General features: G+C 70.8%; 18 protein-coding genes. 7 read left to right on the top strand and 11 right to left on the bottom strand.

Features of this window, described 5'->3' with window-relative positions:
- Positions 1 to 125: 125 nt before the first annotated feature.
- The 4 genes from AB0L00_RS16195 to AB0L00_RS16210 form a co-directional block, all read right to left on the bottom strand.
- Positions 126 to 302, bottom strand: coding sequence for a DUF397 domain-containing protein (locus AB0L00_RS16195; RefSeq protein ID WP_364434053.1), 177 nt, complete (start codon positions 300 to 302; stop codon positions 126 to 128).
- Positions 286 to 1,161, bottom strand: a complete 876-nt coding sequence (locus AB0L00_RS16200) for a helix-turn-helix transcriptional regulator (RefSeq protein WP_345346975.1) — start codon at positions 1,159 to 1,161, stop codon at positions 286 to 288. The genes AB0L00_RS16195 and AB0L00_RS16200 overlap by 17 nt, the downstream gene beginning before the upstream one ends.
- Before the next feature lie 268 nt (positions 1,162 to 1,429).
- The gene (locus tag AB0L00_RS16205) at positions 1,430 to 2,029 is read right to left on the bottom strand and encodes a DJ-1/PfpI family protein (RefSeq protein ID WP_364434056.1); all 600 of its coding nucleotides are present in this window, start codon (positions 2,027 to 2,029) and stop codon (positions 1,430 to 1,432) included.
- Positions 2,026 to 2,982: a DJ-1/PfpI family protein gene (locus AB0L00_RS16210; RefSeq protein ID WP_364434059.1), complete on the bottom strand. Its 957-nt coding sequence runs from the start codon at positions 2,980 to 2,982 to the stop codon at positions 2,026 to 2,028. The genes AB0L00_RS16205 and AB0L00_RS16210 overlap by 4 nt, the downstream gene beginning before the upstream one ends.
- A 100-nt stretch (positions 2,983 to 3,082) precedes the next feature.
- Between AB0L00_RS16210 and AB0L00_RS16215 the strand changes: the two genes are divergently transcribed.
- Entirely contained in the window at positions 3,083 to 3,607 is a 525-nt protein-coding gene (locus AB0L00_RS16215) for a DinB family protein (protein WP_364434061.1), read from the top strand.
- Positions 3,608 to 3,629: 22 nt separating this feature from the next.
- Here the strand turns inward: AB0L00_RS16215 and AB0L00_RS16220 are convergent, their stop codons facing one another.
- Both AB0L00_RS16220 and AB0L00_RS16225 read right to left on the bottom strand, forming a co-directional pair.
- On the bottom strand, positions 3,630 to 4,616 hold the full coding sequence (locus AB0L00_RS16220; RefSeq protein ID WP_364434064.1) for a hypothetical protein: 987 nt from the start codon (positions 4,614 to 4,616) through the stop codon (positions 3,630 to 3,632).
- 96 nt (positions 4,617 to 4,712) lie between these two features.
- The gene (locus tag AB0L00_RS16225) at positions 4,713 to 5,108 is read right to left on the bottom strand and encodes a MarR family transcriptional regulator (protein WP_364434067.1); all 396 of its coding nucleotides are present in this window, start codon (positions 5,106 to 5,108) and stop codon (positions 4,713 to 4,715) included.
- Between the two features lie 86 nt (positions 5,109 to 5,194).
- On the opposite strand from AB0L00_RS16225, the gene AB0L00_RS16230 reads away from it, so the two are divergent.
- A complete protein-coding gene (locus tag AB0L00_RS16230) occupies positions 5,195 to 6,655 on the top strand; it encodes an MFS transporter (RefSeq protein ID WP_364434069.1) in 1,461 nt (486 codons plus the stop codon).
- A 124-nt stretch (positions 6,656 to 6,779) separates the two neighbouring features.
- Here AB0L00_RS16230 and AB0L00_RS16235 read toward each other — a convergent pair whose 3' ends face one another.
- Positions 6,780 to 7,535: a protein phosphatase 2C domain-containing protein gene (locus AB0L00_RS16235; protein ID WP_364434072.1), complete on the bottom strand. Its 756-nt coding sequence runs from the start codon at positions 7,533 to 7,535 to the stop codon at positions 6,780 to 6,782.
- A gap of 354 nt (positions 7,536 to 7,889) precedes the next feature.
- On the opposite strand from AB0L00_RS16235, the gene AB0L00_RS16240 reads away from it, so the two are divergent.
- The 4 genes from AB0L00_RS16240 (at position 7,890) to AB0L00_RS16255 (ending at position 11,306) form a co-directional block, all read left to right on the top strand.
- Entirely contained in the window at positions 7,890 to 8,708 is an 819-nt protein-coding gene (locus tag AB0L00_RS16240; protein ID WP_364434075.1) for a GPR1/FUN34/YaaH family transporter, read from the top strand.
- Between the two features lie 211 nt (positions 8,709 to 8,919).
- The gene (locus AB0L00_RS16245) at positions 8,920 to 9,120 is read left to right on the top strand and encodes a hypothetical protein (RefSeq protein ID WP_364434077.1); all 201 of its coding nucleotides are present in this window, start codon (positions 8,920 to 8,922) and stop codon (positions 9,118 to 9,120) included.
- A gap of 118 nt (positions 9,121 to 9,238) precedes the next feature.
- Complete coding sequence (locus AB0L00_RS16250; protein ID WP_364434080.1) at positions 9,239 to 10,066, top strand: alpha/beta fold hydrolase; 828 nt, start codon at positions 9,239 to 9,241, stop codon at positions 10,064 to 10,066.
- A 1-nt stretch (position 10,067) separates the two neighbouring features.
- A complete protein-coding gene (locus AB0L00_RS16255) occupies positions 10,068 to 11,306 on the top strand; it encodes a hypothetical protein (RefSeq protein ID WP_364434083.1) in 1,239 nt (412 codons plus the stop codon).
- A gap of 15 nt (positions 11,307 to 11,321) precedes the next feature.
- Here the strand turns inward: AB0L00_RS16255 and AB0L00_RS16260 are convergent, their stop codons facing one another.
- The 3 genes from AB0L00_RS16260 to AB0L00_RS16270 form a co-directional block, all read right to left on the bottom strand.
- The gene (locus tag AB0L00_RS16260; RefSeq protein WP_364434086.1) at positions 11,322 to 12,848 is read right to left on the bottom strand and encodes an alpha/beta hydrolase domain-containing protein; all 1,527 of its coding nucleotides are present in this window, start codon (positions 12,846 to 12,848) and stop codon (positions 11,322 to 11,324) included.
- Positions 12,849 to 12,942: 94 nt separating this feature from the next.
- A complete protein-coding gene (locus tag AB0L00_RS16265; protein WP_364434089.1) occupies positions 12,943 to 15,435 on the bottom strand; it encodes a SpoIIE family protein phosphatase in 2,493 nt (830 codons plus the stop codon).
- A 48-nt stretch (positions 15,436 to 15,483) separates the two neighbouring features.
- Positions 15,484 to 20,094, bottom strand: coding sequence for a HAMP domain-containing protein (locus AB0L00_RS16270; RefSeq protein WP_364434092.1), 4,611 nt, complete (start codon positions 20,092 to 20,094; stop codon positions 15,484 to 15,486).
- A gap of 404 nt (positions 20,095 to 20,498) precedes the next feature.
- On the opposite strand from AB0L00_RS16270, the gene AB0L00_RS16275 reads away from it, so the two are divergent.
- Positions 20,499 to 21,035 (top strand): hypothetical protein, encoded by a 537-nt coding sequence (locus AB0L00_RS16275; protein ID WP_364434095.1) that lies wholly within the window; start codon positions 20,499 to 20,501, stop codon positions 21,033 to 21,035.
- A gap of 63 nt (positions 21,036 to 21,098) precedes the next feature.
- Here the strand turns inward: AB0L00_RS16275 and AB0L00_RS16280 are convergent, their stop codons facing one another.
- Positions 21,099 to 22,478 carry an MFS transporter gene (locus tag AB0L00_RS16280; RefSeq protein WP_364434098.1) on the bottom strand — a complete coding sequence of 460 codons (1,380 nt, stop codon included), beginning with the start codon at positions 22,476 to 22,478 and terminating at the stop codon, positions 21,099 to 21,101.
- Positions 22,479 to 22,534: the final 56 nt, after the last annotated feature.

A 22,534-nucleotide genomic window follows, 5' to 3' on the forward strand; every position in this document is an offset into this window, starting at 1 on the left:
ACGGTCCACTTCCTCCGCCACGCCGCAAAGGAAGTGGACCGTCGTCACTGCTATTTCACGCACAATCGCCCACAATATTACTATTGCGAGCGATCCAACTTATTTGTCGTTGTTCAGTTGTGGCGCTACTCCGCCGCCCGAGCCGTGTCGTCCTCCGACGCGGTCACCGGCACCGTCGCGACCTCGACGCATGCGCCGTTGGCCATGCTGCGAGATCCTTTGCGCCAGATGACGCCGGGATGCCTGATTGCCTGGTCCATCATTATCACCCCCCTCCGTTTTCGGCTAAGAACCCCACGCATCCCGGGCGATCCTGGAGATCAAATCCATGGATTCCGCAGGCGCGAGCGCCTCTGCGCTGAGTCGCTCGAAACTGAGCCGATGCCGGTAGGTCTCGGTCTCTTCTTCGAGATACGAGCAGCCGTTCTGATGCTCGATATAGATGACGTCGTGGAACTTGATTCCCCCGACTTGCGGGAACTGCAGAAGCGTGAAGGACCCCGTGGTGATCGGATGGGGCCCATCAAGTGGAAGCACTTGGAGCGTGACGTTGGGCAACTCGGCCAACTCCAGAAGGCGCTCGAGCTGCTCGCCCATCACGCTCGCGTCTCCGAAGCGGCGCAGCAGGGTGGCCTCGTCCAGGACGAGGGACAGCCGCAGCGGCGTCTCTCGGGTGAGCACGGACTGGCGCGCCAGCCGAGCCTCCACGCGCGCGTCGACCCGGCTCGGCGGGATCACCTCGATCGAGTGCGACCCCTGCTCGACGGCCAGGGCGTACGCCTCCGTCTGCAGCAGGCCGGGCACGACCTGGGTCTCCCACTGGAGGATCTCCTCCGCCTCCATCTCGAGACCGATATAGGAGGCGTACGGCTCGGGGAGAGCGTCGGAATACGCCTCCCACCAGCCCTTTCGACCCGCGTCCCGGGCCAACTGGAGCAGTTGGTCCCGGTACGTACCTTCGACACCATAGAGGTCCAGCAAGCTCCTCACGTCTCCCAGACGGGGGGCTTGGCGGGCATTCTCGATGCGGCTGACCTTCGAGGCCGACCATCCGAGTCGGTCGGCGACGTCATCACCGGTCAGTTCGGCTCTTTCGCGGAGGCGGCGCAACTCCGTGGCCAGTCTGCGGTTACGAACCGTGCCACTTCCGGGCCCGGGCACCTTGTTCCTCCCCAGCCGACCGGCGAGACCTCACCGGTCGTGCGCTACCACTCGGCATAACCGTTATAGAGGTCGGCCGTAATAGTGTCAAGAAATTGCCGTCACAACATTTAGTGAAACTTGCGACGCAATATACCTTAGCGGACGCCGCACGGCGAGTCGGATCGTCCGGTTGGACGATCCGACTCTTACCCCGCATACATAGCAGCCCATCTGCCCGTTCGACCCGACAGCGCCCATCTTGTGACGCTACCCACATCGCCTCCGGTCAGGCGTCCTGAGGTTCGTCCGCGAGGTACGGCGGAGCGGGCTCGTACTGGATGTATCTGCGGACGGCCCGGGCATGCTGCCTGCCGTGCAGCCGGCCGATGAGCCACAGCGCCATGTCGATGCCGGCCGAGACGCCCTGGCTGGTGACGAGGTTCCCGTCGACGACGTAGCGCGCGTCGCGTACGACCGTGATGTCACCCCGCGCCTGCAGCGTGTCCTCGAAGGCATGGTGCGTCGCCACCCGGCGGCCACGCGCATGCCCCGCCTCGTGCAGGAGAAGCGCGCCGGTGCAGACCCCCGTGACCCAGGAGGCGTCGGTCCGTGCGATCCAGTCGATCAGCGCCGGATTGGACACCTCACGCCGGGTGCCCTGGCCGCCCGGCACCAGCAGGACGTCCAGCGGCGGGTGGTCGCCGAAGGAATGGTCGGCCAGCACCCCGAGCCCCTTGCCGCAGCGCACCGGGCCGGACCTCTCGGCGACGGTCACGGCGGTGTCGGCGCCGTCGCGGAGCATGGAGGAGGCGGTGAACACCTCCCACGGCCCCACGAAGTCCAGCTCCTCCGCGCCGTCGAACACCAGCAGTCCATATGTGGTCACGCGTACTCCCTGGTCGATCGGAAACGGTCCCGGTAGTCGGACGGGGGAACGCCGACGTGCCGGTGGAACGCCCGGCGCAGCGTCTCGGCGGTCCCGAAGCCGCATCGCCGGGCGATGGCCTCGACCGGGTCGTCCCCCTCGGCGAGCGCACGGCGCGCCGCCTCCACCCGGACCCGTTCGACGTACGCCGCCGGTGGCACGCCGAGCTCGGCGGTGAACCGGCGTTGCAGGTGACGGGGGCTCAGCCCGGCCCTCGCCGCCAGGTCCCCGATGCCGTGCCGCGCCCCCGGCGCCGCGTGCACCGCGTCCACGACGACGCGAATCGGGTCGCTCGACGGCTGTGCCGACCACAGCGGAACACTGAACTGCGACTGGCTTCCGGGCCTGCGCAGGAACATGACGAGTTCGCGGGCCACCTCATGGGCGGCGTCCCGGCCGAGATCCTCCTCGAGGAGGGCGAGCGCCAGGTCCATGCCCGCCGTCACCCCCGCGGACGTCCAGAACCTGCCGTCCCGGATGAAGATCGGATCGCAGTCGACGATCAGCTCCGGATGCTCGGCGGCGAGCTGGTCGCGGCGCTTCCAGTGGGTCGTCACCCGCCGGCCGTCCAGCAGGCCCGTCGCCGCCAGCAGGAGGGCCCCGCTGCAGACGGAGGCGACGCGCCGGGCCACGGCCCCGGCCTCCGCGATCCAGCCGACCAGCGCGGAGTCGAGCCGTGCCGCGTCGACGCCCGTACCGCCCACCACGACGAGCGTGTCCACGCCGGCGGGGTCGACGTCGCCGACCCCGTACTCCGCGTGGACGGGCAGACCGCTGCCGGAGCGTACGAGCCCGGCCCGCGTCGCGATGATCCGCGACCGGTACCCGGCGTCGGCGAACACCTCGTGCGGTCCGGCGAGGTCCAGCGGCTGGAAGCCGTCGAAGACGACGAAACAGATCTGAGGGGCGTCCACGGCTCCAGGCTCGCCGGTCCCACGTGATGGCGTCAACGACACGTACCCCACGGATCACGCCATCGGCCCGCCATGAGCCGTACCCGGTACCGTCGGGACGGTGATCGTCTCCAGGAGCCCCGCGCCTGAACCGCCGCAGACGATGAGCGATCCGGCGGAGTTGCTCGCCGCGTACCTCGACTTCTACCGGGACGCCGTCCTGCGCAAGCTGGAGGGACTGTCCCCGCCGCAACTGCGGACCAGCGTGCTGCCCAGCGGGTGGACGCCTCTGGAACTGCTGAAACACCTGGGTCACGTCGAGCGGCGATGGCTGTGCTGGGGCTTCGCCGGGGAGCCGGTCCGGGAGCCCTGGGGCGACGACGGACCGGACGGCCGGTGGCACGTCGCCGACGGCGAGAGCGCCGAGGAGGTCACGGCGTTCTTCCTCGAGCAGTGCCGGCGGTCGCGGGAGATCGTCGCGGCGGCGCGACTCTCCGATGTGGCGTCCGGATCGGGCCGGTTCACGCCGCCGGCCGTCCGGCCGACGCTGGGCCGGATCCTGTTCCACCTGCTGCAGGAGTACGCGCGGCACGCCGGGCAGCTCGACGTGGCCCGGGAACTGATCGACGGGTCGGTCGGCGAGTGATCCGGGCGCCCGGGGGCGTTGTTCAGGGCGCCGTGGGGTGCCCCGGAACGAGTTCCGGCTGGTCGAGCACGATCCCCTCCTGACGCCACAGCCGCCGTACGTCGTCCCGTAGGTGAGCGTCGGCGCGGGTGCGGGCGACGAACTCCTCCGGGGTACGGGCGCCGGTCAGCCGGACCAGGCGGGGAGACGCCGCGAGGAGCCCGGCCAGCAGGTCGGGCTGTCCGGCGAGGCGGATCGGGACGCCGCCCGCGTCGGTCAGGCAGCCGTGCCGCCCGGCGTACAGGTGACAGCCGAGCGGGCCGAGGCCGGGCAGTGCGACGGTCACCGGCGCCGGTGGCCGCACCCGGTGGTAGTTCGGCTCCGTACGATCGACGGCGGTGAGCTGCTCGTCGTCCAGCCACAGGACGACGAGCTCGGTGCTCGCGCCGGGTGCCAGCACCGGGACGGCCGGCACATACCCGGGCCGGCTCACGTGCGCGGACGCCCCGGCGGTCAGCCCGGACACGTGGGCGTACGTCATCGGGACGACCGGACGCGTCCGCCCCGCGAGCTTCCGGGCGATCTGGGCCGGTGAGGCGTTCGACCCGACGGCGAGCACCGGCCGGCGGTCGGCCATGACCGGGCGGCCGCAGGCGCGCAGCGCCTCGTCCAGCGGGATCTCCGCCCCGCCGAACACGTGCGGCGGCACCGCCGACACGTCCAGGACCCAGTGTCCGGGTGAGGGCTGCGGTGCCGGCGGAGTCGCCGGACTCGCGCCGGCGTCGGCCGCGGCGGGGACCGGTCGGCCGCGCGGCCGGGCCGGCGGCCGAGCGACGGACGATGGGGGCGTCACGCGCAGGTCGAGGAAGCATCCATCGACCAGGAGCCCGGATCCAGGCGGCCGCAGGCCGGGGTAGGTGAGCGGCCGGGCGATGGGGTCCTCGGCGTAGCCGAGAGCACGCAGCTCGCGTCCGGGGGCGGTGACGGGCGGGAACACGGGGTCCGGGGAACGGCCTGATCCGTGATGCACGGCTCTCCTGCCGCCGCCCGCTGTCGGCCGGGGGCGCGCGGCTCGGGGGTCGGGGGTCGGTCTCCCCCGATGCTACGCCCGCGGCCGCGGGCGGGGTCAGACCCGGGCCGGCTCGGCCATCAGATGCTCGGCGAGGACGGCGCGCTGTGTCGTCCGCGCCCGCGTGTGGCGCTCCCGCCCGGCGGCGGTGAGCTTCACGAAGATCGCGCGCCGGTCGTCGGCGCACATGGACCGCTCGACGAGGCCGTCGCGCTCCAGCCGGGCGACCGTCCGCGACAGCGCGCTCTGGCTGAGGTACATCGAGGTCGCGAGATCGTGCATGCGGAGGTCCTCGCAGGAGGCGTCGATCAGCCGATCGAGCACCTCGAACTCGCTCATGCCGATCCCATGCGTCTCCTGCAGCGCACGATCGAGAGCGCAGGAGACCGTGCTGTAGCAGGCCAGAACGTCGCGCCAGCGGCGCACGAGCTCGGTTTCGCCCGTCTCCGTCATGGCCCGGACCTTAACACGCGGGAAACATAGATGCAAACGCATTTAATGCTTGGACAACTGATGCATGTGCATGTAACTTCTTCGCCGTGACCACGACAGCACTCCCCGACTCACGCACGCTTCTCGAAGCCCCGCCCGTCCGCGACCGGTGGCCCGCCCGACTGTGGGGCATCCTGGCCGTTCTCTCCCTGGTCCTCTTCCTCGACGGGCTCGACGTGTCGATGGTCGGCGTGGCGCTCCCGTCCATCGGCAGGGCACTCGACCTGACCACCTCCAGCCTCCAGTGGATCGTCAGCGGATACGTCCTGGGCTACGGCGGTCTGCTGCTGCTCGGCGGCCGCACCGCCGACCTGCTCGGCCGGCGGCGGGTGTTCCTGATCGCACTGGCCGTGTTCGCCGTCGCCTCGCTGCTCGGCGGCCTGGTCGACTCGGGTCCGCTGCTGATCGCCACCCGCTTCATCAAGGGGGTCAGCGCCGCGTTCACGGCGCCCACCGGCCTGTCGATCATCACCACGACGTTCGCGGAGGGCCGGGCGCGCAACAAGGCGCTCTCGATCTACACGGTCTTCGGCGCCAGCGGCTACTCCTTCGGCCTGATCTTCGGCGGGCTCATGACCGGGCTCGGCTGGCGCTGGACCTTCCTGATGCCCGTGCCGATCGCGCTCGTCGCGCTGGTCGCCGGGTTGTCGCTGATCCCCCGTGACCGCCCGGCGTCCGACGGCGGTCACGACCTCCTCGGAGCCCTCACGTCCACGGCCGCGATGCTGCTGCTGGTGTACGACCTCGTGTCCGCCCCGGACCGCGGCTGGACCGCCCCGGTGACGCTCGCGCTGTTCGGCGCCGTCGTCGTCCTGCTCGGCGCCTTCATCCTGGTCGAGCGCCGTGTCCGGCACCCGCTGGTCCGGCTGGGCATCCTCCGAAAGGGCACGCTCGTGCGCGCCAACCTCGCGATCGTCGCGCTGCTCGGCTCGTACACCTCGTTCCAGTTCATCGTCACGCTGTACCTGCAGTCCGTTCTCGGCTGGACGCCGCTGACGATGGCCCTGGCGCTGCTGCCCACCGGGCTCCTGGTGGTGTTCAGCGCGCCGTTCACCGGCGCGCTGATCGACCGGTTCGGCACGGCCCGGTTCATCGTCGGCGGGCTGGCCGCGATGTCGGCCGGCTACCTGTTGTTCCTGCGCGTCGACACCCATCCGGTCTACGTCCTGGCCGTCCTGCCGACGGCGCTGCTGCTCGGTTCCGGCTTCGCCCTCGGCTTCCCGTCCATCAACGTGCAGGCCACGGCGGGCGTCGAGGACGATGAGCAGGGACTGGCCGCCGGACTCGTTCAGACGGCCGGCCAGGTCGGCGCCGCGCTGGTCCTGGCGGTCACCACCGCGATCATCACGGGCGACGACACGAGGCCGGGGTCCCACTCCCCCGCCGCGATGCTCGCGCAGTACCGGCCCGGCCTGGTCTTCGTCACGGCCGTGGCCCTCGGCGGGCTGCTGATCTCGATCGTCCCGCTGCTGCGCCGCCGGGCGGCACGGCAGGGCGCACAGCGCTGAACCGCCACCGCTCGCCGGATCACCTGGGATGTCCGACCCGGGTGATCCGGCCGTCGCGCGTGGGCCGAAGGCCGATTCGATGGTCGGCGACGGATCCGATGCCGAGGCGTGCCGGCGGCGGTCCTCAGGCCGGCGTGGTCGCGAGCAGCGCCGTGGCGTCGTCGTGCGGTTTCGCCCCGGATATCGGCCGGGCCCGTTCCGCCCGCCGGACAAGGCCGATGACGTGCGCCGGGCCGCCGTCGCGCAGGACCTCGAGGAGCCGCGGCCAGTCGTACCCGTAATGCTCGATCAAGCGGGTCGTCCCGTCGGTGAACATCGCCACCTGGTCGACCTCCGGCGCGGGGAAGACCGCCGTCACCGCCTGATGGGCCGCCTCCGGGACACTGCTCGCCACCCAGAACCCGCCCTGCCGGTTCCGATGCGTCCGGACCTGTTCCAGCGTGTACGGGCGCCCGCCCGGCAGGTGCGAGAGCCGATCGTCCTCCACCACGTGAAGAGAGCCGTCACGACCGCGCACCGCGATGGGCGAGTCGGCCAGGACGAGACACTCGACCCGGCCATCGCGCCGACGCGTCACCGCCAAGGTCGACGACGGGCTGTCCGGGTTGGCCAGATCGCAGGTTCCGGCGTGCGACGCGCAGACCTGCTCGATCGAGTCGGCCACGAGGTCGGTGAGTGAGCAGTCGGCGGCCTCGGCCAGCCGGGCGCCGAGCGCCCCCGCGAGCCGCCGCACCAGCCACGCGACGTCGTGCACGCATCCGCTGTCCACGCCGGCCGCCGCGGTCGCCCCGTCCAGCACGACCGCCCAGTCCGGACCGGCGACCACACAGTCCTCGTTGACGGTGCCGGGGGCCGCCTGGGTCGCATAGGTGATCTGCACCGACCGAACGTCCTTTCGCCTGGGATCCCGGGGGCGCCCTCGTCGACGCCCGGCGCTCGCCGCACCTGACCGTAGCGGCGATCGGCCGTGGGCTGGTATCCGGCATGACCGGGCCCACGGCGGAACAGGGCGAGCCCGGCGATGCCCTCCATCCCGAAAAGATCGTTCAATGGCATCGACGATGCGGCACCGGATATCCGGAAGTGTCCGGCGGTGTTCGGCGAAATTAAATGACTTTGTGGGGCTTGTGATAAGCCTGGGTCAATACGCCAATATCTACCCATAAGAGGTTTTTGGCGGAAAGAATCGCGGTATGGACAGGGTGGGCATCCGTGAGCTAGGGGGGAGGATGCCATGACCGAGTCAAGGGGCCAAGGCTCCTACAACAGACCTACGGGAGCCGGAGCTCGAGGGCACGAGGTCGGCGCGACGCCCACCGGCGGGGAGATGGAGACCGAACAGCAGGAATTCTCCTTCTGGCAGGACAGAAGCCGGGTGTTCCTGCAGCCCATCGCGGCGCCGTCGATCCTGGGGCTCTTCGGGTTGGCGACGGCGACCCTCATGGTCGGCGCGTGGATGGCGCGCTGGTACGGGAACGCGCTGAGCCCGGTGATCCTGTTCCCCTTCGTGCTGACCGCCGGCGGGCTCGCGCAGTTCCTGGCGGGCATGTGGTCCTATCGCGCTCGAGACGGTCTGGCCACCGCGGTACACGGGATATGGGGCGCGTTCTGGCTCGCGTTCGGCTTCATGTTCATGCTGGTCGCCGCCGGGACCTTCCCGATCATCCTGGCACCGCGGATCGGGGTCGCCAATACGCCGTTCGCCCTGTGGCTGATCGCGCTGTGCTTGATCACCGCACTCTGCGCGATGGCCGCGACGGCCGAGAACATGGGGCTGACGGTGATGCTCGTCCTGCTGGCCGTGGCGTGCGGGTTCGCCGCCGCCGGCTTCGTCTCCGGGGCGTCGTGGCCCGTCATCGTGGCGGGCTGGCTCTTCGTGGCGTCCGCCGCCGCCGCCCTGTACATAGCCGGCGCCATGATGATGGAGGGCAGCTTCGGGCGGACCATGATGCCGCTGGGCAAGTACAGCGCCGCGGCCAACATCCCGGGCCGGAGGATCACCCGGCCGCTGGAGTACAAGTACGGCCAGCCGGGGGTCAAGATCGGCCAGTGACCGCCTCGGAACCGCGGACGTCGCCCCTGGGGCAGCGCGGACAGCGCCGCCCCAGGGCACGGCCGGGACGGGGAACGAAGAGGCGAGACCTCACCGGTGAAGGCCTCCCGGCCGCCCGATACCGGAATCCCCTGGTCAGAGACTGCTTCATGGTCCGCTACGCTCGACGAACACGTCTGATTCGACACGGTTTGTCCAGCGGGAGTCCCCCATGTCTCGTGTGGCCAGGTTCTATAGATCACTGACGCGCCGTTCCCTCCGCGCGTACCGCATCGCCTGCGCGCGTGACGACGCGGCGACCTGGAGTGTGGTCGTCCCCGATGGCGTGTGGGCCTGCACCGGATGCGACACGGTGCTCCTCCAGGCCGACGCCCGGTCAGAGCACGTCTGCACCGGCCACACCGCCGTCTGAGCGCGCGTCGTCACCTCCGTACGACCCCGGAGCACATGCCTCGCCCCGCGCGCACTTTCCGTGATGCCTCGGCGACTTCGTGCGATGATGGCGATCCTGTTCCCTGCTCTGGAGCGTCATGGGCGCCTTCGAGATCGGCACGCTCGCGGTGCCGGGCGCGACCCTGCATTACGAGGTCCGCGGCACCGGCCCACTGCTCTTATTGATCGCCGCGGGCTCTTCGGACGCGGCCGTGTTCGGGCGGCTGGCAGCGGTTCTCGCCGACGGTCACCGGGTGGTCGCCTACGATTCGCGCGGCAACTCCCGCAGCGCGCTGCACGGGCCGCCGGTCGACCAGCGGGTCGACGTCCACGCCGACGACGCGGCCCGGCTGATCGACCACGTGGCCGCCGGTGGGGAGCCGGTGCACGTGTTCGGCAGTTGCTCGGGCGGGCTCGTCGCCCTCGAACTCGCGATCGGCCGGCCGGATCGGGTGCGGACGGTGGTCGTGCACGAGCCGCCCGCGATGGCACTGCTGCCGGACGCCGCGGCACACCACGCGTTCTTCGACGACGTCCACGGGACGTTCCACCGCGAAGGAGTCGCACCCGCGCTCGAGAGGTTCAGCGCCTTCTTCGGCGGCGCCCCCGCGCCGGCGCTGCCCCAGGCACACGACAACACCGCGTTCTTCCTCGCCCACGTCATGCGGCCGTTCACCCGCCACGTGCCCGACCTCACCGCCCTGGCACCCCTCGCGGACCGGGTCGTGGCGGCAGGCGGCGAGGACTCGCGCGCCTACACCGTGCACCGCCCGGCAGTGGCCCTCGCCGAACGGCTCGGCCACCGGCCGGTGCTCTTTCCCGGCGGGCACATGGGATACGTCAAGCATCCGGCCGGTTTCGCCGACCGGCTCGCCGAGGTACTCGCGGCCAAGGCCTCGGGCACACCGCCGGTCCGGGAGCGATGACATGCGGATCGTCATGGGAGCGCAGGACTGCGGCTTCGGCCCGGCGGCCGAGCTCGTCGCGGTCTCCCGGCTGCTGACCGGTCACGAACGCGTGTTCGTCGGCGACGACGTGGCCGGCGCGTTCGCGCGTCGAAACGCCGACGCCTTCGACGAGGTGCACGAGCTCCCGGAGACCGACTCCGCGTCGATCGACCGCCTGGTCGAGTCCGGTGACCTGGTGATCTCGGTGATGGACGCCGACCTGGTGATACGGGCCGCCGTCCTGGGGCGTCCCGCCGTCATGGTGGACAGCCTGTTCAGCTTCTGGCTGCTGCGGCGGCCGCCGGCCGCCATCCATCGCCGGTGCGCGAGCCTGCCGCTCTCGTCCGTGGCGGCCGCGGACCGGCATCTGGCCGACCTGTCCCCGCACGAGCGCGTCGTCGCGGCGCATCTGCTCGCGGCGCACAGCGTCGTGCAGAACTTCCCCGGCGTCCCTGAACGCGCGGCCGAGATCGACTCCCTCGGCACCGGCCCCGAGATGCACCTGACCGGCCCGATCATCGACCTGGAGGGCGTGCGCGGCGCGTCGCGGGACGCCGATCCGGGATGCGACCTGCTGGTCAACGTCGGCGGATTCAAGAACTTCCTGCTGGACTTCGACGCCGCCGACGACTACCTGCGGCTGTTGCACCGGTGGATTCCCGACCTGCTGCGCGACTGGCCGCGGTTCGCGCGGGTGCTGGTGTGCGGTGGACCGTACGGCCCAGGTCGTGAGCGGACCTTCACGGTCGCGGGCCGGCGCGCCGACTGCCGGCTCCTGCGCCAACGCGACCTGCTGCGACGTGCGGCGGCGGTCCCCGACTACCTGCTCGCGCCCGGTCTGACGGCGCTGCACGAGGCGATGGCCCTCGGGCGGCTGCCGCTGGCGCTGCCCGAACAGCACTACGCGCACGTCTTTACCGTCCGGCGGCTGGGCGGGACGCTCTTCGGCCGGACCGCCGGCCGATTCGCCGACGTCCTGCCGGATCACCCGGTGCCCGATGACGACCTCGCCGGCACCGCGGCCCTCGTACGGATCGCCGGCCGGATCCATACGGACGACGGGCTCTACCGGCGCTTCCGGGACACGTTCAACCAACGGATCGAGCACCACCTCTCCCTCGGTCCGGCGCGGCGGGCCGAGGGAGTACGGGAACTCCGGAAGGTGCTCGACGGCGACCCGCTCCCCTCGGTGATCGCGAAGATCGTCCCGTCCGCGTGAGGGGCGGCGTGGAGGTCAGCCGCCGATGCCGGAGTTCTGCGCGGCGATCACGATCGTCGTGGCGTCCTCCGGCAGGAGATAGCCGGCGTTCACCGATGCCTGCGCGGCCGCCCGCACCTTGCTCACGTAGTCCGCGTGCGTCGGGTACAGCCGACTGAGCACCGGTTCGGCGTTGGGCGGAGCGGCGGGGTCGGACGGGTCGCCGGCGTCGTGCCGGTCCCATGGGTCGGCGTCGTCGTTCCACGGGTCCCTGGCGCCGTACAGACCGCAGAAGACACCGCTGCCGCCGGTGTCCCGCAGCCCGGTGAGCGTACGGGTCGGCACCGTCACGTCGGGGAGCCGGATCCCGCCGATGGCCAGGCCGGTGCTCGGGTCGCGCACGTCGGCGTCGAGCGCCGGCCCGCTCGGCGGCGGGGCTCCGCCCTGCGCCCAGTCGGTCAGGTGGCGCAGCGCGGCGTTCATCGCGTAGTGGCCGGGCCCGTCGTTGTACGGGGCCGACCCCGCGGCGCAGTCGGGCTGCGGGGCGGCGGAGCCGGCCGACTTCTGCAGCGTCGGGTTACCGAGGTCGTACGCCCATTGGTCGCCGTGCGAGGTGCCGGCCAGTTCCCAGTGCACCACCCGGTTCGTGTCCGGCTGCCGGGCGGCCGACGCGAGCGGGACGTCGGTCTCGGTGAGGACGACGAAGGTCGGTACCGACAGGTCGGTCCGGATCCGGGAGGGATTCGGCATCAGCAACGTGTCGGCGGCGCTGCCGCTGATCGGCGCGGCGATGGCGCTGTTGCTGTGGATCATGAAGCCGTCGTACACCTGCGATACCGGCTGGACGGCGTCGGCGTACGTCGTCATGAACCCGGCCGACTGCGACTCGCCGTCGGCGAGCAGCGTTCTGATGTGCAGCCCGCCGAGCGGGTCCGGCCCGTTCGGGGCGCGCAGCGCCTGTCCGGCCTGGGAGAAGATGTCGTACGAGAAGGCGTCGCCGGGGTGGAAGAGGGTGCCGTACCGCGCCGGGTCCCAGCCCTTGAGACCGTGGATCTGGCCGAGGCCGCCGTTCACGCCGACCGCCTGCGCCGAGACGCCGACCCACGCGTAACCCTTGCGGAGCAGCTCCTCCCGGGCGAACCAGTAGTCCGGAGAGAGATCGAGCTGGCCACTGACATTGAGCCACTCGACGACGACGGTGCCGTTGAACTTCGCCGGGTCGGTGGGCCGGCGGACGAGGATCCGGGTCTTGTACGGGGCGCGGAGGGCCGCGCGGACGGCCCATCGGCCGTCCGAGGTCCAGATCCCGGACTTGACGTAGGAGGTGGCGACGCCCGCGACGAAGTACTCGCTCTCGGTGTAACCGAACGAGCCGAGGTCCTCGGCCGCCGCGAGGAACGGGAAGCCGTGGCTGCCATTGGGCGGGACCGTGATCGTCGGGCCGGCGGCCGCGGCCTGCGCGGCCGAGGCGACCGGGGGAACGCCGAGGAAGACGGCGCAGAGCACCGCTGCCAGCGCCGCGGCGATCGTCCGCCGCCGCGGGAACCGAACGGGTGGGCGCACGGGGTGCCTCCTGGGGAACAGGGGTCGGGGAAGCACAGTGTCGGCCGCCCGTCTCGGCCGCGAATCGGGTAAATCACCGGTCTTCGGCTTTACCTCATGAAGGGGGAAGGTGGATCCCGATCACGCAGGTGTCGTCGTCGGTGTCGGCGTCGCTGTGGGTGAGGAGGTGGTCGAGGCGGTCCTCCAGGCTCGGGGCCGGCCGCCCGGCGGTGACGAGCAGCCGGTCGAGGGTGTCGCCCATGGAGGTGTCCCGGCGTTCGACGAGGCCGTCGGTGTAGAGCAGGAGCACGTCGTCGGCTTCGAGGGTGAGACGGCCCTCCTCGTACTGGCTGTCGGGCGGGCCGCCGAGGAGAATCCCGCCGATCAGGGGCAGTGCGGTCGCTCGCCCGTCACGGACGAGCACCGGGGGCAGGTGGCCCGCCCGCGCCCATTCCAGCGTGCGGGTGTCGGGGTCGTACAGACCGCAGACGGCGGTGCCGGTGACGTAGTCGGTGAGGTGGTGGGCGACCAGGTTGAGCCAGCGCAGCAGCTGGCCGGGGCCGGCGCCGGTGGTGGCCAGGCCGCGCAGGGCGTTGCGCAGCACGACCATGCCGGTCGCGGCCTCGATCCCATGGCCGGCGACGTCTCCGACGCACAGCAGGACCCGGCCGGACGGCAGCACGACCGCGTCGTACCAGTCGCCGCCGACCAGGTGGTCGTCCTCGGCGGGCCGGTAGCGTACGGCCACGCGCAGGCCGGCGGCGTCGAGGGGGCCCCGGGTCGGCGGCATGATCGCGCGCTGGAGTTTCAGCGTGAGCCGGTTGTTCTCGGCGGCCTGCTGTTCGGTGTGCGCCAGTTGATCGCGCGTTGCGGCGAGAGCCACCTCGGTCCAGTGCTGAGCCGAGATGTCCTGGTACGCCCCACGGACGAGCAGCACGTGGCCGGTGTCGTCCAGGACCGGTTCGGCGACGACGCGCAGGTGGCGGATGATGCCGTCGGGCCGTTTCAGGCGGAACGCGGTGGACGCCGATCGCCGCTGGTGCAGCAGGGTGCGCAGGAAGCGGCCGATACCGGTCTCGTCGTCGGCGTGGGCATGGGCCGGCAGCTGGGTCAGCGGGATCGGAGTCGCCGTCGGCTGCAGGCCGAACAACGTGAACATCTGGTCGTTCCAGGTGATCTCTCCGGTCGCGAGGTTCTCCTCGAAGCCCCCGACCCGCCCGAGGCGCTGGGCGTGCTGGAGAAGGCTGGCCAGGCGGTCGGCCTGGTCTTTCACCCGCCAGATGAGCAGCACGCTGTCGCTGTGCCGGCTGATGCTGATGTCGGCCGGAGACGTCAGCGGTACCTGGTCCACCAGGGTGGTCAGCGGAGTGTCGTCGGCGCGGAACGGCTCCCCGGTCGCGTAGACGCGCTCGACCTTGTCGAACAGGCCACTCTGCCCGGCTGCAAGGGGGTAGGCCTCGAGCAGGAGCGCCCCGGTGACGCTGCTGCGGGGACGGCCCACCGGGTCGACGAACCGCGGATTGGTGTGATGGATCCGGAAGTCGATCAGGTGACCGTCGGCGTCTATCTGCGGGCGGAGGACCAGGGCCGGGTCGTACAGACCGTCGACGAGGTCGATGAGCTCGGTGAGGTCCCGGTAGGCGGAGTCGGACAGTGCCGGGCCCGGCAGCCCGGCGGCGGGCCGGGTCTCCAGCGTGTGCGCGCACAGCTGTGCCAGGGCCTCCAGCTGCCGCTCGATCTGCGGCGACCGCGGCGGTAGGGAGCCGGGCCAGCAGATCTCCAGCACGCCGGTGAGGCGCCCGCCCGTACCCGTCGGGATGGCGACCCGGCCGCCCTCAGGGGTGTCGTGACGGCCGACGGACGGCAGTCCGGTCTCGGCGAACGAGGGCAGCCAGACCGGCTGCCGCTCGAGCAGGGCCTTGTGGGCGGGCGTGGTGACGCCGGGGGGCACGTAGTGCCAGCGGGCGGCCTCGTCGGCGCGGAAGCCGGCCGCTCCGGCGAGGCTCATGGAGCCGTCCGGCGCGACGGCCCAGACGGCGACGGAGACGGCGTCCAGCGGTCGCAGCGCGTGGGTCAGCAGGGATTCGGCGACGGCCTGGGTGTCGGCCGCGGCGAGCACACCGCTCTCGGCCGTACGGAGCCGCGTGGCGACCGTGGTCCCGCTGTTCTCCTCCGGATCGTCGTACGACCGGCCGCCGGACGCCTGCGTCAGGAACGCCTTGGTCGCCTCGGCGACCTGGTCACGGGCGGCCTGGTTGATGATCTCGGCGGCCAACTGCAGGACCGGCAGGTCCGTCTCGGCGGCGAGGTCCTCCAGCTGCCGGGCGGCCTCGGCCGGTGCGCAGTGCAGCCGTTCGACCAGCACGCCCTTGGCCAACTCGATGACGCTGCGGCCGTCGGCGTCGAACTGGGCCTGTTCGACCTGCCGGCGCAGCCGCGCGACGGTGGCGGCGAGCCGGTTGACGACCGAGTCCGTACCGTTCACGCCGGCGCGGGAGCGTTCGGGCAGCGCCGCGCCGGCTGCTCCCCCGTCCCCGGTGGGGGCGCCGACGGGCGCGTCCACCGGCGTCGGATCACCGGGCGTGCCAGATCGCCGGGCGCTGTCCACTGAGATCTCTCCTTGCCGACGGGGGTGTTCGTGACTGGGCGAGCCGGATCAGGCGTCGAGCCAGCGATGGATACAGGCGATCAGGTCGGCGGCGTCCAGCGGCTTGGTGATGTAGGCGTTGGCGCCCGACGCCAGGCTCCTCTCCTGGTCCGCGGGCATCGCCTTGGCCGTCACCATGATGATGGGCAGGTCGGCGTGCTGCGGCATCGCCCGGATCGCGGTGGTCGCGGTGTAGCCGTCCATCTCCGGCATCATGACGTCCATCAGCACGACGTCGACGTCCGGATGGGCGCTGAGCGCCTCGATGCCCTCCCGGCCGTTCTCGGCGTGCACCACCCGCATCCCGTGCAGTTCCAGGATGCCGGTCAGCGCGTAGACGTTGCGGGGGTCGTCGTCGACGATGAGCGCGAGCCTCCCGGACAGGGAGGTGTCGATCTCGGCGGGGGCCTGCGCGGCGGTGTCCTCATGGCTGACGAGCGGCACCATGGCGCCGGGATGCTCGGCCGACAGGTGCAGGGTGATGCGTTCGCGCAGTTCATCCAGGCTGCTCAGCAGCTCCAAGCCGCGTGAGGCGACCTGTTCGGTGAACCGCTGCTCGCGTTCCGGGTCCCGCCGTCGGCCGCTGTGCGCCAGGACCGGCAGCCCCTCCAGGGCCGAGTCCCCGTCCATGGCCTGCAGGAAGCGCAGTGCCGCGTCGTCAGGCATGTCCATCTGCAGCACCACGCAGTGGCAGGGTGCGCTGGCCAGCGCGGACGCCGCCTCGTCGGCCCCGACGACCGTGACGATCTCGACCGGGCCGCGCGGATCACCGATGTGATGGCTGTCGGCGGCGGCGTTCTCGGCGACGAGGGACAGCAGTCCGCCCTGCCGCTCCTCGATGACCAGCAGCCGTCGCCGCCCCGAGTCGTCCCGCTGCGGGAGGTGCGACGCCGCCTCTGCCGCCGGGGAGCGCTCCGCCACCGGGTCCGGGTCCGCCGGCTCGCCGGCGGCGACGGCCGGCCGATCGGCCTCGGGCGGCACGGCCCCGATCGCCGCCTCGAAGTCGGGCCGGGTGATCGGAAGGTACAAGGTGAAGGTGCTGCCCTGCCCGAGCGTGCTGTCGGCGGTGATGACCCCGCCGAGCAGGTAGGCGATCTCCCGGCTGATCGATAGGCCCAGGCCGGTCCCGCCGTACTTGCGGCTGGTGGTGCCGTCGGCCTGCTGGAAGGCCCCGAAGATGGATTCGAGCTGGTGTTCGGCGATGCCGATGCCGGTGTCGACCACGCGCAGGGCGAGGGCCGGGCCGTGCACCTGGAAGGCGGGTGGCAGCTCGGCCGCGTCCACGGGCTCGACGCGCAGTTCGACGCTCCCGGACTCCGTGAACTTCACCGCGTTCGACAGGAGGTTGCGCAGCACCTGCCGCAGCCGGGCGTCGTCGGTCAGCAGGTCGGTGGGCGATCCCGGCGCCGTGGTGATCCGGAACGTCAGGTTCTTCTGGGCTGTCAGCGGCCGGAAGGTGGCCTCCACGTAGTCCACCAGATGGCGCAGCGGGACTCGTTCGGGACTGATGTCCATCTTGCCCGCCTCGACCTTGGACAGGTCCAGGATGTCGTTGATGAGCTGCAGCAGATCCGACCCCGCCGAGTGGATGATGCCGGCGTACTCGACCTGCTTCGGGGTGAGGTTGCGGGTCGGGTTCTGGGCCAGCAGCTGGGCGAGGATGAGCAGCGAGTTGAGCGGAGTGCGCAGCTCATGGCTCATGTTCGCCAGGAACTCGCTCTTGTACTTCGAAGCGAGGGCGAGCTGCTGAGCGCGGTTCTCCAGCTCTTGGCGGGCCTGCTCGATCTCGCTGTTCTTCGCCTCGATGTCGCGGTTCTGCTGGGCCAGCAGCTCCGCCTTCTCCTCCAGCTCGTCGTTGGAGCGCTGCAGCTCCTCCTGGCGGGCCTGGAGTTCCTCCGAGCGTGCCCGCAGCTCGCCGGCGAGCCGCTGGGACTCGGCGAGCAGCTCGTCGGTACGCGCGTTGGCGATGATGGTGTTGACGTTGACGCCGAGGTTCTCGCGCAGCTGCTCCAGGAAGTCCCGCTGCACCGGGTTGAAGGGCTTCAGCGACGCCAGCTCGATCACACCCAGAACCTGGTCCTCGGCCACGATCGGCAGGTCGATCAGGCTCGCCGGGTTGCCCGCCCCCAGCCCCGACGAGATGGTGAGATAGCCGGGCGGGACCTCGTCGACCGCGATGGTCTGGCGGCTGCGCGCCGCCTGGCCCACGAGGGAACGCCCGGGCCGGAACCGGGCCGGACGCGCCGGGGCGGCCGGATCGTCGTCTTCGGGATAGCCGTACGAACCGACCAGCCGAAGTTCGAGCCGGCCGTTGTCCTCCGCGAGGTAGAAGGCGCCGTACTGGGCGTCGACCAGCGGGGCCAGCTCGTCCATGACCAGCTCGGCGACCACCGACAGGTCCCGGTGGCCCTGCATCAGTTCGGAGATGCGCGCCAGGTTCGTCTTGAGCCAGTCCTGCTCATGGTTGGCCCGGGTGGTCTCGCGCAGGGACTTCACCATCAGGTTGATGTTGTCCTTGAGCTCGGCGACCTCACCGGACGCGTCCACCCTGATGGATCGGGTCAGGTCGCCGGACGTCACCGCGCTGGTGACCTCGGCGATCGCGCGGACCTGCCGGGTGAGGTTGCCGGCCAGCTCGTTGACGTTCTCGGTGAGCCGCTTCCACGTGCCGGACACGCCCTCGACCTCGGCCTGGCCGCCGAGCCGGCCCTCGCTGCCGACCTCACGGGCCACCCGGGTGACCTCGGCGGCGAACGCCGACAGCTGGTCGACCATCGTGTTGATCGTGGTCTTCAGCGCCAGGATCTCACCCCGCGCGTCGACGTCGATCTTCTTGGTCAGATCGCCCTGCGCGACCGCCGTGGTCACCTGGGCGATGTTCCGGACCTGGTTGGTCAGGTTGTTGGCCATCGAGTTGACGTTGTCGGTGAGGTCCTTCCACGTCCCGGCGACGTTCGGCACGCGCGCCTGGCCGCCGAGCTGGCCCTCGGTCCCGACCTCACGGGCCACCCGGGTGACCTCGTCGGCGAACGCCGAGAGGTTGTCCACCATCGTGTTGATCGTCTGGGCGAGCGCGGCGACCTCGCCCTTGGCCTCCACGGTGATCTTCTGCGACAGGTCGCCCTTCGCCACCGCCGTGGCCACCTGGGCGATCGACCGGACCTGCCCCGTCAGATTGGACGCCATGACGTTGACGTTGTCGGTCAGGTCCTTCCACGTGCCCGACACCCCGCGCACGGTGGCCTGGCCGCCGAGGTTGCCCTCGGTCCCGACCTCACGGGCCACCCGCGTGACCTCGTCGGCGAACGCCGACAGCTGATCCACCATCGTGTTGATGGTGTCCTTCAGCTCCAGGATCTCCCCGCGCGCGTCGACGCGGATCTTCTGCGACAGGTCGCCCTTGGCCACCGCCGTCGTCACCTGGGCGATCGACCGCACCTGGGCGGTCAGGTTGTCGGCCATGACGTTCACCGACTCGGTCAGCGCCTTCCAGGTGCCCGAGACGCCCTTGACGTCGGCCTGGCCGCCCAGCCGGCCCTCGGTGCCCACCTCGCGGGCCACCCGCGTCACCTCGTCGGCGAACGAGGACAGCTGGTCCACCATCGTGTTGATCGTGTTCTTCAGCTCCAGGATCTCCCCGCGAGCCGACACCGTGATCTTCTGCGACAGGTCACCGCTGGCGACCGCCGTGGCGACCTGGGAGATGTTGCGGACCTGGTCGGTCAGGTTGCCGGCCATGAAGTTCACCGAGTCGGTCAGGTCCCGCCAGGTGCCCGCCACCCCGCTCACCTGCGCCTGCCCGCCGAGGCGGCCATCGGTGCCGACCTCACGCGCCACCCGCGTGACCTCGTCGGCGAACGAGGACAGCTGGTCCACCATCGTGTTGATCGTGGTCTTCAGCGCCAGGATCTCACCCCGCGCGTCGACGTCGATCTTCTTGGTCAGATCGCCCTGCGCGACCGCCGTGGTCACCTGGGCGATGTTCCGGACCTGGTCGGTCAGGTTGCCGGCCATGAAGTTCACCGAGTCGGTCAGGTCCCGCCAGGTCCCCGACACGCCCTTCACGTTGGCCTGCCCGCCCAGCCGCCCCTCGCTGCCGACCTCACGGGCCACGCGCGTCACCTCGTCGGCGAACGACGAAAGCTGATCCACCATCGTGTTGACGGTGTTCTTCAGCTCCAGGATCTCCCCGCGCGCATCGACGTCGATCTTCTGCGACAGGTCGCCCTTGGCCACCGCGGTGGCGACCTGCGCGATGTCCCGGACCTGGGTGGTGAGGTTCCCGGCCATCGCGTTCACCGAGTCGGTCAGGTCCTTCCAGGTGCCCGACACTCCGGGAACCTCCGCCTGCCCGCCCAGCTGCCCCTCGGTGCCGACCTCACGGGCGACCCGGGTGACCTCGTTGGTGAACAGGGACAGCTGGTCGACCATCCCGTTGAAGACGGTCGCGATCTCATGGAGCAGCCCGTCGCCGTCCTCGGGCAGGCGCGTACCGAAATCGCCGTCACGGACGGCCGTCAATCCCGCCAGCAGCTGCCGCAGCTCGGCCTCACCGACCTTGCCCGGGGTCCGCGCCCGCCCACGCTCACTGCGCACTGCCCTGCCTGCGGGATCCACCATGACCATTTCCTTGCTTCATAACGGACAGGCATATGTCGAACACGAGGAGAAGCGCCCGATGTCCTGTGCGATCTCATAAATTGCCCTATGACAACTAGTTGGAACCGACCGTACCTTAAGGCCGCGACCGCCTCCCCACGGGCCACCCTGGCCCCGCCGTCCTCGCCGATGCCCGGCCGGCCGACTTCGGCGGTCGGCGGCGGCGGCGCATGCGCGGGTGCAGCGCTTCAGCCGACGAGCACCGGCAAGCAGGTTGCGTTTCCGGTATCCGGGGCGATGGACATCACAACGGGCGACCACCGGCTCGGTGGTCGACGGGTTGCTTACGATCGACGCGCCGGAAGGAGATGCTCGTGGGTCGTCGCAGGGCTCTGAGCCGGACGGTCTCCCGGACCCTGCTCGCCGTGATCGGGGTCGTCGTGCTGCTCAGAGTGTCGGTGACCGAGGAGTACAGGCCCGACCCGAGAGCCTTCCCGAGGTACGAGCCTCCCGACGGCCTGCTTCCTTCTCAAGAGAAGTACGTGGTCTGGGCGGGAGACCACACCGATTGGGTGATCCGGGGAGCGAGGATCCGGTCGATCAGGTTCAAGGCCGTGGCGCTGGCCTCGGGCGTGCTGGCACTCGCGGTCACACTGGCGGTGGCCGTTCGGGCACCGACGTGGGTGCCGGCGTCGCTGGGCTTCCTCGCGGCCGTCGGGCAGTACGTGCAGGGCCTCAGCCGTGACCGAGAGCAGTCACAGATCGCTCATCAGGCCGCGGTCAGGTTCCAGAAGGCACTGCGCGACTTCACCACCGAGGCGGATGAACTCTCCGGCCAGCGACTGCGTGACCGGTTCACGGAATTTCGCCAGACCTTCGAGGAGATAAAGGACGAATACGGACCTCAGATCTTCAAGGTCCGCGGCCAAGATCCCCCTCAGATCGGCGGCACTCCCCGCTGAACCGAACCCACGCCGACACCCGGCCGCTCAGGGCGGAGGAGACCTCCGAGAGGTGACGCGGGTTCAGCCCTGGCGGGCACGGACCCAGCGGGCCGCCGTCGCGGAGCCGATGACCAGTGCGGCGGACCCGGTCACCAGGGACAGCCTCAGGCCCGGGATGAACGACCCGGCGACGAGCGTGCCGAAGAGCGCGACACCGACCGCGCCGCCGACCTGCCGGGCGGTGTTCAGCTGCGCGGAGGCCACCCCGGCGTACTCCGGCTCGACCGATTCCAGCACGGCACTGGTCATGGCCGGGACCACGACTCCGGCGCCGACGCCGACCGGTAGCGTGGTCAGCGAGAGCACCCAGTACGGTGCGTCCGGCCCGGCGGCCAGTAGCCCGAGCAGGCCGAGCGCGAAGACGAGCTGACCGACCGTCATCGGCAGCCTGGGGCCGAGCCGTCCGGTGAGGCGACCGCCGAGCATGTTGGACGTCATCGCGGCGATGCTCATCGGCAGGAAGATCAGGCCGGTGGCCAGCGCCGAATCGCCCCGCTGGTTCTGAAGGAACAGGCTCAGCAGGAAGACGATGCCGTAGTAGGCGAAGTTCTGGACGAAGCCGGCCACGCTGGCCGCGGCGAACTTCGCGTGCGCGAACAGCCGCATCGGCAGCATCGGCTCGGGGACCCGCCTTTCCCACCACACGAAGAAGATGCCGGCGGTCGCGCCCATCACCAGCGCCGCCAGCACCGGTGCCGAACCCCATCCCAATGTGCCGCCCTCGATCAGTCCGAAGGCGAGCCCGGACAGTGCCAGCATCACGGCCACCTGGCCGACCGGATCCAGGCGGCGCCTGCCGGCGGAGGGGGTGGCGTCCGCTTTGGCGGTCATCAGCAGGCCGATCGCTCCGATCACCAGGTTGACGAGGAACAACGATCGCCAGCCCAGCCAGACCAGGAGGAGCCCGCCGAGCACGGGCCCCGCTGCCACGGCCGCGCCGCCGGCCGCCGCCCACACCCCGACCGCCCTGGTCCGTGCCGTGGCGTCCGTGTAGGCGTGCCGGATCATGGCCAGGGACGCCGGTAGCTGCGTGGCGGCGCCGATGCCCTGGACGAACCGTGCCGCGATGAGCATGCTCGGCGACGTGGCCAGGCCGCAGGCCAATGAGGAGAGCACGAACAGGCCGAGGCCGGTGGTGAACGCGCGACGCGCGCCCAGCCGATCGCTCAGGGACCCGCCGATCAGCTGGAACGCGGCGAACATCAGCGTGTAACCGTCCACGATCCACTGCAACTGGGTCAGCCCGGCGCCCAGTTCGCGGCTCAGCGTCGGCAGCGCGACGTTCACGATCGTCGCGTCCAGGCTGACCATCAAGAACCCGAACGAGGCGGCGAACAGAGTCCACCGTGCCCTCGGCGAAGTAGTGGCGACGGGGGGATCAGCGGTCAGTGCGATGTTCACCGCTCCAGACTGCTGATCAACGTGCCGACGGGCAATCGGCGAGGGTGTACCTGACA

The organism is Actinoallomurus sp. NPDC052308 (genome assembly GCF_040679195.1).
In the GTDB taxonomy this organism is placed as follows: Bacteria; Actinomycetota; Actinomycetes; order Streptosporangiales; family Streptosporangiaceae; genus Actinoallomurus; species Actinoallomurus liliacearum.